Source organism: Sphingomonas sp. Ant H11 (assembly GCF_000797515.1).
GTDB lineage: Bacteria > Pseudomonadota > Alphaproteobacteria > Sphingomonadales > Sphingomonadaceae > Sphingomonas.
Genome location: NZ_JSBN01000089.1, coordinates 1 through 11,598, shown reverse-complemented (window position 1 = coordinate 11,598; position 11,598 = coordinate 1). Strand labels below are relative to the sequence as shown.

At 63.8% G+C, this 11,598-nt stretch carries 14 protein-coding genes and 3 pseudogenes; 3 read left to right on the top strand and 14 right to left on the bottom strand.

Translation table 11 applies throughout. The annotated features are described in order from the left end of the window. The 3 genes from NW75_RS28335 to NW75_RS15845 form a co-directional block, all read right to left on the bottom strand. Nucleotides 1-184: DUF7012 domain-containing protein (locus NW75_RS28335; RefSeq protein WP_443024487.1), on the bottom strand; the 184-nt coding region annotated here is incomplete at its 3' end. Between the two features lie 88 nt (nucleotides 185-272). Then, nucleotides 273-548 carry a transcriptional regulator domain-containing protein gene (locus tag NW75_RS15850; protein WP_033966144.1) on the bottom strand — a complete coding sequence of 92 codons (276 nt, stop codon included), beginning with the start codon at nucleotides 546-548 and terminating at the stop codon, nucleotides 273-275. Nucleotides 549-623: 75 nt separating this feature from the next. Next, nucleotides 624-941 (bottom strand): DUF736 domain-containing protein, encoded by a 318-nt coding sequence (locus tag NW75_RS15845; protein ID WP_033966143.1) that lies wholly within the window; start codon nucleotides 939-941, stop codon nucleotides 624-626. Nucleotides 942-1,307: 366 nt separating this feature from the next. Between NW75_RS15845 and NW75_RS15840 the strand changes: the two genes are divergently transcribed. Next, nucleotides 1,308-1,490, top strand: a complete 183-nt coding sequence (locus NW75_RS15840) for a DUF6771 family protein (protein ID WP_052192455.1) — start codon at nucleotides 1,308-1,310, stop codon at nucleotides 1,488-1,490. An 89-nt stretch (nucleotides 1,491-1,579) separates the two neighbouring features. Here NW75_RS15840 and NW75_RS15835 read toward each other — a convergent pair whose 3' ends face one another. Next, complete coding sequence (locus NW75_RS15835) at nucleotides 1,580-2,041, bottom strand: hypothetical protein (protein WP_033966146.1); 462 nt, start codon at nucleotides 2,039-2,041, stop codon at nucleotides 1,580-1,582. Between the two features lie 142 nt (nucleotides 2,042-2,183). After that, nucleotides 2,184-2,345 (bottom strand): hypothetical protein, encoded by a 162-nt coding sequence (locus NW75_RS25305; RefSeq protein ID WP_171010594.1) that lies wholly within the window; start codon nucleotides 2,343-2,345, stop codon nucleotides 2,184-2,186. A gap of 370 nt (nucleotides 2,346-2,715) precedes the next feature. Between NW75_RS25305 and NW75_RS24570 the strand changes: the two genes are divergently transcribed. After that, complete coding sequence (locus NW75_RS24570; protein WP_137903172.1) at nucleotides 2,716-3,207, top strand: hypothetical protein; 492 nt, start codon at nucleotides 2,716-2,718, stop codon at nucleotides 3,205-3,207. Between the two features lie 128 nt (nucleotides 3,208-3,335). Here NW75_RS24570 and NW75_RS15825 read toward each other — a convergent pair whose 3' ends face one another. The 3 genes from NW75_RS15825 to NW75_RS25295 form a co-directional block, all read right to left on the bottom strand. Further along, complete coding sequence (locus tag NW75_RS15825) at nucleotides 3,336-3,656, bottom strand: DUF736 domain-containing protein (protein WP_033966141.1); 321 nt, start codon at nucleotides 3,654-3,656, stop codon at nucleotides 3,336-3,338. Between the two features lie 300 nt (nucleotides 3,657-3,956). Beyond that, a complete protein-coding gene (locus NW75_RS25300) occupies nucleotides 3,957-4,397 on the bottom strand; it encodes an HNH endonuclease (RefSeq protein WP_197057852.1) in 441 nt (146 codons plus the stop codon). Then, nucleotides 4,394-4,813, bottom strand: coding sequence for a hypothetical protein (locus tag NW75_RS25295; protein ID WP_197057850.1), 420 nt, complete (start codon nucleotides 4,811-4,813; stop codon nucleotides 4,394-4,396). The genes NW75_RS25300 and NW75_RS25295 overlap by 4 nt, the downstream gene beginning before the upstream one ends. A gap of 116 nt (nucleotides 4,814-4,929) precedes the next feature. Between NW75_RS25295 and NW75_RS15810 the strand changes: the two genes are divergently transcribed. Continuing rightward, a complete protein-coding gene (locus NW75_RS15810; protein WP_033966139.1) occupies nucleotides 4,930-5,187 on the top strand; it encodes a hypothetical protein in 258 nt (85 codons plus the stop codon). A gap of 24 nt (nucleotides 5,188-5,211) precedes the next feature. On the opposite strand, the gene NW75_RS15805 is transcribed toward NW75_RS15810, so the two are convergent. The 6 genes and pseudogenes from NW75_RS15805 to NW75_RS15780 form a co-directional block, all read right to left on the bottom strand. Further along, nucleotides 5,212-6,078, bottom strand: a complete 867-nt coding sequence (locus NW75_RS15805; RefSeq protein WP_081988792.1) for a DUF2493 domain-containing protein — start codon at nucleotides 6,076-6,078, stop codon at nucleotides 5,212-5,214. A gap of 398 nt (nucleotides 6,079-6,476) precedes the next feature. Next, on the bottom strand, nucleotides 6,477-7,526 hold the full coding sequence (locus NW75_RS15800) for a DUF7146 domain-containing protein (RefSeq protein ID WP_033966137.1): 1,050 nt from the start codon (nucleotides 7,524-7,526) through the stop codon (nucleotides 6,477-6,479). A gap of 10 nt (nucleotides 7,527-7,536) precedes the next feature. Then, nucleotides 7,537-9,358: pseudogene (locus NW75_RS15795) on the bottom strand (strawberry notch C-terminal domain-containing protein). A gap of 94 nt (nucleotides 9,359-9,452) precedes the next feature. Next, nucleotides 9,453-10,458: pseudogene (locus tag NW75_RS15790) on the bottom strand (tyrosine-type recombinase/integrase). A 16-nt stretch (nucleotides 10,459-10,474) separates the two neighbouring features. Next, nucleotides 10,475-11,371 (bottom strand): annotated as a pseudogene (locus NW75_RS23950) (tyrosine-type recombinase/integrase); the annotation flags it as partial. Further along, on the bottom strand, nucleotides 11,365-11,598 hold a 234-nt coding region (locus NW75_RS15780; protein WP_033966135.1), incomplete at its 5' end, for a tyrosine-type recombinase/integrase. The gene NW75_RS15780 and the pseudogene NW75_RS23950, both read right to left, overlap by 7 nt.

Here is an 11,598-nt window from a genome sequence, read left to right as displayed (position 1 = left end):
GCGCCGCCAGGCGGCACGGCGGCGCGCCTCGATCGCCGGGTCGCGCACGATCACATAAGCGAGCGGCTGGCCGGGGGGGCGTATCGCGCAGCCAGAGGTGATGTGGACCATCGATGTCGCCGAGAACGACATGGCGACCATCGGACAATGTACGATCAGCGAGGATGATGGGCCAGTCGCCGATGTCGAATGGCGGCGCGTCGGCGATGTCGGGCGGCGCGGCGTCGAGGATGACGGTCGCGGGCGAGATTGATGGCGGCCAAAGCGCCGGTTCACTGGCCGGAAGCGCATCCGGTGCGCATGGAAAAGCAAAGCCCCCATCGACGGGCCATCACCTCCTGCTCGGCCGTGGGCATGCCGCGCGCGTTATTGCGCGAGATCGCCTGATAGTCCTTGCGATAGGCGGGGTTGCGGCGGAGGAATTCCTGTGCGAATCCCGCGAAATCGAGATTGCGCCGCGTCGCGCCGTTTCCCCTGCGTTCTCCGGTCATCGCCAGGCCCTTCGAGGTGGGGGGCACAGCTTGGATGCGGGGATCGAGCGGGAACATTCCAAGTTCTAGAGGAGCTTATCCCCAGAAATTGGGAGGCCGCCCGGCGCGAACGCCGGGCGGCTCGTGGCGGGGTCAGGTCTTGCTGCGGCGCTGCGGCCGGGTCCAGACCAGATCGAAGGTGCCCTCGGGTTTCTCGAAGAGCTGCGCGAAGATCGGAGCGACGAAGCTGGGATCGTCGAGCTTGACCGAGAGGTAGGGACGATCGTCGTTCGTCCGCTTGGTCCAGGCGGCGCCGACTTCCGATTCGCCGAGAAGGACGCGGTGGCTCGGCGCATTGCCGGTCACATTGTCCAGGGGAACGATCCGAACCGCTTTGGCGTGGAGCGCGAGGGTGAAGATTTCGCCGCGAAGCTCGCCGGAGATTTTCTTGAAGCTGCCAATCTTGCTCATGTCCTTGTCCTTTCCATGTCTCGGGCCGCGCCCTTGCGGCCTCGATGCGCATGGGAAGTCAGCGGGCGGTCGACGCCGCAGCCATCGGCCCGCAGCGTCAGCGGAGGACGGCGGAAAACGGACTTTCTTGTCTCGCGAGGAACGGCGGCACGCCGGGGGGAAGAAAGTTCGGGAGCAGCCGTTGCGGCAAGTCGACCGAGCGATAGCGGCCTGCTGACAGATGCGCGGTATCGAGGGGCCGTGAGGGTGTGGCGCGAATATGGAAATGAGACCGGGCGGCGATGGCCGTGACAAGAAACCTTGCGAGGCCCGCGGAACATCATTCGATGGGCTTGCCAATGTGTTCCGTTTTGTTCTCATGGGCGCATGACGCTCGATTCGATTGCCACCGCCATCCTCTCCGCGCCGGGCTGGGCTCGGGTCGGCCTGACCATGCGCGATGAACAGATGCGGGAACGTGCTGCCGACACGATTGCGGCCACAATCCTCGACCGACTTGAGAAGATCGAGGTGCCGGTGGACCGCGATCAACTGGCTTGGCCGTTCTGATGCCGCAAAGGGCCAGTACCCGCCCGCGCCGATCTGCCGGATCGAACGGACGGGCGCCGCTGGCACGACCTAACTGGTATGGGAACGGTCTAGCCGGCAGCGCCGTCCCTGACGCCTCGATCGGCGTCGCGGGCTGACTCTGCCACTGATGTTTGTGCCGAGCCGAGCTGCGACCATGCCATGCAGGCGATGATGCACGCCCCGACCACACTCATGACGGTGAGCGCCATCCCCGTGCCCAATGCGAGTCCGACGATACCGTGGATGGCTTGATATCCTGCAAAGCCGGCGGGCAGAACGAATAGCAACGCGATAACGAGGCGCACGGTCGGCGACTGCGTCAGGTCGAAGAGAAGCCGGCCGGCGCTCAGGGTCAAGACGCCCGCGAGGAAGCCGCCAAGGATCGAAACGATAAAGTCCTGACCATGGTTATGGAGCCAGAATCCGGCGGCGAGGCCGACATAGAGCGGTAGCGCATGGACCGCGAGAGTGATCGCGAGCCAGAAGATATAGAGCCCGGCGAACAGGCCGAGCACAAGCAGGATGGTCATGTGCGTCCTCCATGCAACATGGATCTCGGACGCGCCCTCCACCACCTCCACAGCGCGATCTGCATGAAGAGGATAGCAGGCGAGTCCATCTGGGGAAATGGCCAAAGCGGGGCCTGTCGGTCTTGGGGTGACTGAGTTTCGATCAGGCCCATGGGTCGTACTCACGAACCACCTGGTCCGGATTGCCGTCGAACTCGTCGCTCGGCATCGCGATATAGCCTCGGTCGGTCTTGATCAGGACGATGACGATCATCAGCGTCCTGGCGAGGCTCCAGGCGAACGACTGTGCGGTGGTCAGCGGCATGATGAACGGCTCCTGTCGGGGAGCGGAGACCATCCCCGCTCGACAGCGCCCCGCCGGCCGGGGACAGGTCGCAATCACCGCGCGATGCGCGGCCGCACGCCTTGGCGTAGCGGACCCTTTACGGGTTGATTGAAGGAGACCTGGCTTCGCGCCCAGGGATTAGCGCCAGCCGAGCGGGGATGGGCTTCGCGCCGAACGTGTGCCGCCATGCCGCGCCGCACAGTCGTTCGCCTGGAACCTCGCCGCTCGTGAAGGTTGCGGCTGGTTGGCCCATCCCAGCGCTACCGCGAAGTGAAATGGTCATCGTCCGGCCGGACTGAGACGAACTGACCGCGCTTGCAAAGTCGCGCGCGTGCGCCATTCTCGCGGCATGAGCATCGAACTCGCCAAGGAACTCTGCCATACGGGCAGATCACATGCAGCGGCGTCTTGCCTATTATATAGAGCCACAGTTGAGCATGCAGTCGTTGAGGGTATCGAGGATACCGCATCTCACGCCTTCAACGGGCCAAACTCGCTGTCGATTCAGTATCTGCTTGGTCTTGGCCTGGAACTGATGTTGAAATCGGCGATCGTCGCCTGCGACCCCGACGTCGATGCCAAATATCTTCAGAACAAAGTCGGCCACGATCTGGTCGGGGCGCTCGACGAGGCCGAGAAGCGTGGATTCGTATCGGAAGCCCCTAATTTGCGCGAAATCCTGGAGGTATTGCGAGCGCCCTATAAGCAGCACTGGTTTCGGTACGAGAGACCCGAGCAGTTTCAATTGCCAGCAGACTTCGACCAGATCGTGGAAGCGCTGACGGTCCTCGAAGAGGCGCTGCAGGCAAAGCTCGCGCTTGCTGGGGCGGCAGAGGCCTAGCTCATGGATGCTCAAAGGGAATGTCGCTCCCGGGCGCTTGATGCCCGAGGGCGACTGGCATCGGTCATGCCCGGCGGCGAGAACGTGGTAATGCGGCCCCGCTCGAAGGCGGGGCCGCAGCCAGCGGCTCAGGCGGGCGGGTTCCAGATGATGACCTTCTTCTTCGGGTCATCGCCCGGCGCGTTGGCGACGTTGCCGTAGATCGTCCCGAACTCGGGAGCCGAGAGCGAAACCGAGATATATTCGTTGCCCTTCTCCGAGACCTTGATCCAGCCGGCGCCGAGCTCGAAGCCGTTCTTGCGGCTGATGATGCGGTAATCCGGCGCCAGGTCGTGCGACTTGCGCACGTTGGGGACCAGGGCGATCGGCGCGGTGACGACGAGGGTCGCGAGCGTGCCTTCCAGGGTGTTGTCGGCCTTGACGGTGAGGTTTGCGATCGTGACAGCCATTTTCAGAACTCCTTCGGTTGCTCGGGGACCATCCCCGATGGCGCCTACCGAAGGGGCCGGAAGCCGACGTCACCGAAGCGTAGCGCAGGGGAACCCCCTTGCGGGGTTGACGGCACGAGGCGAGCGAGCCCCGCAGACAGGCGACAAGGAGGGGGTGGTCCAAAGCGGCTGAGGTAGTGCTTGTGGCTTCGATCGGACCTGGAAAGGCCACGGCTACATGGTCATGCTTCGACTAGCGTCGTCGCTCCGGGACGACCTGCGCCCAACCGCGCGCGCGGGACTCGCCCCGGTTCGCGCACATCACGCCGAGAGCAGGATAGCGATCTGCCGGAGAAAATCGGCTCGTAGCAGGGTAGCGTTGGCGCCGAAATGCGCTTCGCGATGGTGGTTGGGACACAGGCAAATGACGTTCGCCAGCGTGTCGGGGCCATCTTCGTAAAGAGGCACGATATGGTGCGTTTCGAGATAGATCGCGCCGTCTGCCCGCAGGAAGCCGGGGACGCCGCAATATTCGCAACAGCCGCCAGCCCGCATCAGCGCTGCTTCGCGAATCCTGGAATCGCGAACATAGACAAGGCCGGACTGTTCACGACGGCGGACAGCTAGATCCTCCGGAGCGGAAGGCCCGAACTGGTCGACGAAGCGCGGGCCTGCTGTCCCACGTGCCAAGACATGTGCGCCCGTCGCGCCGTCATAGGCGATCAACGTCCAGGGCTCAGGATCAAGCGCGCGTTCGGTCACCTTCGAGGCTTTGGCATCGGGGTCATCGCGCCCGCGGCGGATGCCGGCGTGAGGATCACGCGGATCGCGAGATTGTCGCGGCGCGCAAGCTGGAGTGCCTGGTCGAGTTTTTCGGCTCGGCGGCCCCAGGGATTGCCACATCCACGCTCGAATTGAATTCGCGCGTCCTCCCGGAAATTGCCCCGATGGACGATGCGGCCATCGGGCTCCTGATCGAGAACGACGTGCCAGAGATTGAGCACGATGGCGTTGCTCGGCTCGACGAATACCCACTCGTAGCAGTATTTGGGATTGGTGCGTGCGCCGGCCGCGCCGCGTTTGCTGTTGGACCAGTCGGAGACGTCTAGGCCCGCATCGCGCACGAGGTCATGGACAAAATCCTTGCGCGTTGGCCGAAGGTCTTCGAGCGTGGGCATACTCGCCAATCTAGCGCCGACTTCTTAAAATGCCGGCATCACTCTCACACGGTTTTGCGTTGCATCGCCGCCTGACATTGCCAGAATGGCCGCATGAGCGTGCCGGAGCCCGAACCATGCTGCGCATGAACCTTGCGCCCGACCTACCGCATTTCGGCAAGCATTTCGTCTATCATGGCCGGAGCGGCGTCCTGACATTCCGGATCGACGTCCAAGACCATACCCATGACGGACATGTACTGATTGGCGGTACGATCCTTCATGGGACGGAAAGCTATCCAACCGGCCATGTCGCGGACAGTGCGGGCAGGCAGCTCAGCGTCATTGTCACGGAAAGCGAATATATGCGCTTGTCGAATGACCCGCTGGGCTGAAACCGGGAGCCGCGCTGATCGGGGTCAGGACTGACCTCGGTCGCGGAAATCCCAGACCACGATGCCCATCTTGCGGGCCTTGTCCGCAAGATTATCCTGAATGCCCGTCCCGGAAAAGACGATTACCCCCTTTGGCACGACCGCCAGCATCGTGTCGTTGCGCTTGAATGGCGCGGCCCGAGAATGTTTGTCCCAGTCCGGTTTGTACGGGTCTTGCGGGACATTGTTGTCACGCGCCCAACAAGCGGCGATGCGCTCTCCGCCGGTCGGCGTTGCGCCGTGCATGAGGATCATGTCGGGATATTGCGCGAGCGCCTTGTTCAGCACGTCGTAGATCAGCCGGTGATCGTTGAAGTGTGGGCCGGCGCTGACAGCGATGCGCGTGCCGTCGGGGTTAAGGACGCGGGCATCCTGATACGCGCGCTTGTTGATATGCTTGCGGCTGTCGAGCACCGCCGACGTCAACGCCTTGCGGTTCACCATCGAGCCCGAACGGGGCAGCCAAGGCTTGCGGATATGGATGCGGAACTGGTCGGCGGCGACGTCGCGGAAGAACTCCATCGTGTCGCGGCGCTCGATCATCGTGATGCCTTCGGCAATCTTGCGTTCGAGATTGACCGAGTTGACCTCGCTGCCATCCTGTTCGCGCTGGAGCCGCTTCTGCTCGCGCTCATTGTCGTCCAACTCGCGCTCGATCCGCTCGCCCGCGCGCTGGAAGACGTTGACGATGCCCCAGAGCAAATCCGCCATATCGGGTTCGATCCTCGTGTCGATCAGACAGGCGACCAGGCCGTCGAACATATCGACGATGGCGCCGCTGGCCATGCGATCGTCGGGCAGCGGCCGGTGATCGGGTTCGTCGTCATAGGGCCGGTAGCCGTAGAGCTGCATCTCCTGGAGCAGATAGGCGGTTGAGCCGGGCTGCGGTTCTTGCGCGTCGTCGGGAAGATAGGGCTGGTCCGCATGATGATCTCCGTGCCTGACAGCCGCGCCTCGCGCGGCCTTCGTGGCGACGGACAGCGGCGGGCGGAACAGGACTGCACCGCGTCCCCGAAGGGGCGCGGCCGGAGCGCAGCGGAGGATGGCGGGAGAAGGCTATTTTGCTTCGCGATGCAAAGGGCCGTCAGGCCCGGCGGAAAATAGCTGCGCGAACGCCATTGCCGTCCAGGGCCGTTTGCCGTCTGGTCGCCCTCTCCGAAGGCCGAGGCGCGGCGACTCCAAGGCCAGGGGGATGTGGCGAACCAGCCCGGCCAGCCCACGCGCCGTCACACCGCTATATCGTCTCTGATCTATACGGGCCGGAGAAAACGTCCGGCGTCCGGCGCGGCGAGCTGGACCCGAACACTAGCCGACAAGCGCTGGCGTCCAAGGATGCGCAGATCGTCGTTGAAGTCGCCCAGGCGGGATTCGAGCGGCACGACCTCGATGCCGAAAGGGGTCGCGCGCTCGGCCAGCGTCGCCAATGCCCCAGCGCCGGCAGGATCGTCGTCGCGCGCGACATAGAGCCGTTGCAGACCGGCCGGGAACAGGATGGCGGCGAGATGGGCGGCCGAGAGACCCGCGATCATCGGCATCGCTGGCATGACTTGGCGCAGCGACAACATGGTTTCGATGCCTTCGCCTGCGACCATGATCGGACCTGCCGGTCCGAACCTGACTCCATGCCCGAGAAGATGACCCATGGCACGACGGGGATAAGCGACCGGTGCCTTGTCGCATGTGGCGGGATCAAGCCAGGTGCGATGAACGCCGGTAACGGCGCCATCGAGGTCGGTGACCGCGGCTATCATCGCCGGCCATGCGGCACGAATGTCGGGCAAGTCGTCCTTGGATGGACGATAATAGCAATGCGGATGGAAGCTGAGCGCCTCGCAGCCGATGAGATCGACGAGACTGCGTCCGGCAAGGTATCGCTGGGCGATCGTGCCGACGATGGGCTTCGAGGCCGCCCGGAGCTTGCGAGCGGCCTCGGGCGATCCGGTCGGCGCCTTGGGCTCACGGCGGCCGGGTTCGTTTTCTGCGGGAGGCGGCATGGGCAGACTCAGGAAATGCCGGGCCTCGTCCAGCGTCTCGCGCAACGAGCAATGGGCGCAGGTCGCGGCGATGATGTCGAGCAAGTCGCCGTGATCGCCGTTCTGGGCGTCGGTCCATTTGCCGGCCTGGCCGCGCCCATCGGGAGACGCGACCAGGCGGACATAGAGGCTGCGCCCCGGCGTGTTGTGAGCATCGCCCACTAGCCAGTATCGCCCTTCGCGATGGCCATTGGATAGATAGCGGCGACACACCGCCTCTGCGTTGTCGGCGAGCGCGTGCGCGAGAGTGGTGACGGGGTTGTTCATGCGGGGCTCCTCAAGCGGCCTTGCGCCCGGCAATTCGCTCGACCGGAAACCGTTCGAGCAAGCGACCGAGCACGTCGGCGCCGACAGCCCCTGTCGGCACATAGAGCTTGAGTTTCCACGAGACGATTTCCGAGATCAAGCCCATCGCCTTCAATCGCTCGACGCCGAGGTCGTTGAAGCCGGCAAGTTCGATCCGCCAATCGTTCATGGCCCGGACGCGGCGGAGCGATTGACCTTCGGTGAGATGAAGGCTCACATCCCCAGCGAGCAGCATCGCGTGGGCGTCCGCGCCGGAGAACTGCGGCGGTCCGTCATCGTTGGTGACCGAAGCGACCCAGGCCGGCGAGACCTTCCGGCCGATGACCCGTTCCCCGGCATCGGTCTGAAGCCGATAGACCCGCGTCGACTCGTCCGGCAGGCGTTTCCAGATCGGCAGCAACAACCCCGAGACCATGTGCATGGTCGAGCGGTCATATTGCGGCAATTCGGCCAGCTCCGCGTTCCAGGCATCGGCAAACGCCGCGCGCTCCGCCGGCTCCCAATGGCTCGTCGGCAGCATCTCGGCCGGGACAACGGTATCGGAAAGCGGCCAGACGAGTCGCGCGCGCGGGCGCACACCGCCGTCATCGTCGGTGACGCTGCGTGCCCGTCGCTGGACGGCGGCGCGGCCGGTCTTGGCGTTGACCAGCATCTTGCCGCCGCGCTCGTCGACCATCGCCAGCGCCTCGTCCAGCGTCAGGACGCGCAGCCGATCCTGGCGCTCGATCGTCAGCAAGAGAGTCTCGGCGCCGGTGCGGGATGGGTGTAGATCGTCCGGCGATCGATCACCTCGAAATGCTCGGCATGGAGCGTTTCCAGTCCCAGCTCATAGGTGCCATTCGCGATCGCGCTCTCGATGCGCGCCAGGAGCAGCCCCTCGAAAGCGTCGAACAGGATGTCCTGCCGTGCGATGGTCAGCGCCAACATGCGGTTGAGGAACGTGCTGATGCCCGGCAATTCGTCCCGTAAACCACCTTCACGATCGAGCAGCGACAGACCCGTCGCGTCCTCGAACTCACTGAGGGAGCAGCCTTCGACCTTGCCCCGCGCGAGCAGCCGGTAGAGCTGGTTGAGCGCGTCGTGGGCATACCAGGATTCCAGATTGTCTTCGGGACGGAACATATTCTGCCCGCCAGTCTGGCGCTGGCCGCGCGTGATCGCGCCCAGCGAGTCCAGGCGCTTTGCGATCGTCGAGATGAATCGCTTCTGTCCCTTCACATTCGTCGACACCGGACGATAGCGCGGCGGCTGCCTCTGGTTCGTGCGATGGTCGCGGCCGAAGCCTGGATGGCGGCATCGGCCTTCCAGCCCATTTCGAGGCCATAGTGGATGCGCAGGCGTTGATTCCTCGCGCCAAGATCGGCATGATAGCTCCGCCCGGTGCCACCCGCTTCGCTGAACACGAGGATGCCCTTCAGGTCGTCCATGAACGCCTGCGTCTCGGCGAGGTTGGCCGATCCCGGCCGGTTCTCGACGGCGAAGCGAACATCGCCGCCAGATCCGACATGCTTGACGATGCGGCGCGAACGGCCCGTCACTTCGGCAACGCTCTCCGTTCCGAAGTGATGGATGACCTGGTCGAGCGCGCCCGGCACCGGCGGCAGCGCGGCGAGCCGTTCGATCATGGCCTCGCGGCGACGCACGGCCTCGCGATTGACGACGGGATTCCCCTGGTCATCGCGCACCGGGCGCGAGAACATATTGCCTTCGCCATCGGTGTATGGCTCGTAGAGCTGCACCGGGAAACTGTGCTCGAGATAGTCCAGCACATATTCTTTGCAGTCGCAGTTTATGTCGAGCGTGGCGGCGAGAGACGCAGGTTTCCTTCGGTTTTCCATGATTTCACTCCAGATAATATGCGGGTTAGAGGGAGTGTTCGAAGACGGGTCAGGCCCGCCTTCGAACGTCGGTGAGCATTGTGATCAAGGCGTCGGAAGGCGGCTTGAAGCGCCCCGGCTTGATCGCAGGGGCACCGTGGGCTGCGAGAATCTGCAGCTTCTCTTCGGGATCGGCGCGCAAGTAGGTCTCGGTGCTCTGGATACTGGCGTGGCCGAGCCATAATGCGACCTTGCGAATGTCCCCCCGTCGCCGCGAGCGTGTGCATCGCGCAAGAATGACGAAGCACGTGGGGTGTGACGCGCTTCCCAAGGATCGACGGCTGCTTCGTCGCTGCCGTCTTGACGTGCTCGGCCAATCGGAACGCAAATCCGTCGCGGGTCATCGGCTGCCCGTTGGCATTGAGGAAAATCTCGGTGACCTCAACTTGAGGCCGGATCGCAAGCCATGCGCGCAATGCGATCTGGGTCTCCTTCCACAGCGGCAGGACCCGTTCACGTCGCCCTTTGCCCATGATGTGCATGGTGGACAGGGAGCGGTCCGGGAAATCGCCCAGTTGCAGCGTTACGAGTTCCGACACCCTCAGTCCGCCAGCATAGGTAAGATGCAGCATCGCGCGATCACGGGTGCCGAGGCGTGTCCGGGGATCGGGTGTATCGAGCAAAGCCTTGATCTCGGCCCGGTCGAGGTAATCGATCAGCGCCTTGTCTGTCTTCTTGGTCGGGATTGCTCTGACACGGAGTGCCTGATCGAGGCAGGCTGGAATCCGGTACTCGATGTATCGGAAGAAGGATCGGATCGCGGCGAGCCTGCCATTGCGGGTCCGCACGCAGCTGCCGCGGCCGATCTCCACATGATCGAGGAAGGCCATGATCATGTCTGTGCCGAGATCCTCAACCTCGAGATCGGTCGGTCGGCGCTTCAGCCGATCGGCAGCGAACTGGACGAGGAGGACGAAGCAGTTGGCATAGGTCTTCACCGTGTGCGGGCTGACGGCGCGTTCGCGCGGCAGATGTTCCCGCAGATATGCCGAGAGATGGGGAGCAAGCGCCGTCATGCCGCTTCTCCTTGAAAAAAAGTTGCTCGCTTGCAGCCGCAATGTCGCGCAGCAGCACTGGCGTGGCTTCGAGATACCAGTACGTGTTGGCGATCGACGCGTGCCCCAGGTAGACACTGAGACCGGCCATGTGGTGGGCAATGGCCTCCCTCTCACGCGGGCAGGACTCAAGCGAGCGAACAGCGAACGTATGTCGCAGATCGTGGAGTCGCATGCCTGCCGTACCGGTTGCTCCACGATATCCGAGAAGCCGGGCCAACCTGACGAACACGACGTGGGCGCGCACCTTGTGCGGCGCCCGCCCCCGGATAGTGACGAACAGGTCATTACACTTGGCCGGGTGCTTCGCGCGGATCGCAATGTAGGCTTCGAGTGCTTGGCGCGTCGATGGCTGCAAGGCGATCAGTCGCTGCTTGCCGAACTTGCCGTTGCGGACGACCAGCCCATCCTCGACCAGATCGTTGCACTGTAGCGCGAGAGCCTCGGAAATCCGGAGACCTGTCGCCGCGAGCAGGCCGAACAGGTAATGGTACGTGTATGGGCTAATCGTGCCATGGGGCGGAACGTTCAATGCCGCCGCCATGATCGCCCGCACCTGGTCCGCTTCGATTATGGTCGGAGTGGGACGTGGCCGCTTCCCCCGGCCGAAAACGCGACAGGCGGGACTTCGTTGTCTGGGTCCTCGGCATGAGCGAAAAGGCTGAAGTTACGAGCAGCGTCGTACCTATGGCGAGCCACGTTTTTGCGAGCTTGCCGTGTGGCACCAGTCGTAGATGCGCTGCACTCGGGTGTGCCGGTCACCGAAGCGTTCAGCGAAAGCGGCGTATTGGCGCAGCAGTCGTTCCTGTTCCGAGAACTTCCGCCCCAAGCTGCGATACAGCGAGACGTATCTGGCAATCTGCGTGCTCAGCATGACGGTTCTCCCGGCCATGGCTGCGCGATTTTCATGAGCATCGGCAGGTCGACCTTGGCGTAGATGGCGGTGGTCTCGGGCGAGCTGTGGCGCAGGATCGTTCCAACGGACTCCAGCCCTGCGCCCGCGCGCAGCAAGTTGGTGGCAAGCGAATGCCGGAAAATGTGCGATCCGGTCGGCACGCCTTCGATCCCGCCGCGCTCATGCGTGCGTGCAAACGATGCCGG

Coding starts and splice junctions, on each gene's coding strand:
- NW75_RS15850 (WP_033966144.1), bottom strand. CDS start 548: ATGTTCCCGCTCGATCCCCGCATCCAAGCTGTGCCCCCCACCTCGAAG.
- NW75_RS15845 (WP_033966143.1), bottom strand. CDS start 941: ATGAGCAAGATTGGCAGCTTCAAGAAAATCTCCGGCGAGCTTCGCGGC.
- NW75_RS15840 (WP_052192455.1), top strand. CDS start 1,308: ATGACGCTCGATTCGATTGCCACCGCCATCCTCTCCGCGCCGGGCTGG.
- NW75_RS15835 (WP_033966146.1), bottom strand. CDS start 2,041: ATGACCATCCTGCTTGTGCTCGGCCTGTTCGCCGGGCTCTATATCTTC.
- NW75_RS25305 (WP_171010594.1), bottom strand. CDS start 2,345: ATGCCGCTGACCACCGCACAGTCGTTCGCCTGGAGCCTCGCCAGGACG.
- NW75_RS24570 (WP_137903172.1), top strand. CDS start 2,716: ATGAGCATCGAACTCGCCAAGGAACTCTGCCATACGGGCAGATCACAT.
- NW75_RS15825 (WP_033966141.1), bottom strand. CDS start 3,656: ATGGCTGTCACGATCGCAAACCTCACCGTCAAGGCCGACAACACCCTG.
- NW75_RS25295 (WP_197057850.1), bottom strand. CDS start 4,813: ATGCCCACGCTCGAAGACCTTCGGCCAACGCGCAAGGATTTTGTCCAT.
- NW75_RS15810 (WP_033966139.1), top strand. CDS start 4,930: ATGCTGCGCATGAACCTTGCGCCCGACCTACCGCATTTCGGCAAGCAT.
- NW75_RS15805 (WP_081988792.1), bottom strand. CDS start 6,078: ATGCAGCTCTACGGCTACCGGCCCTATGACGACGAACCCGATCACCGG.
- NW75_RS15800 (WP_033966137.1), bottom strand. CDS start 7,526: ATGAACAACCCCGTCACCACTCTCGCGCACGCGCTCGCCGACAACGCA.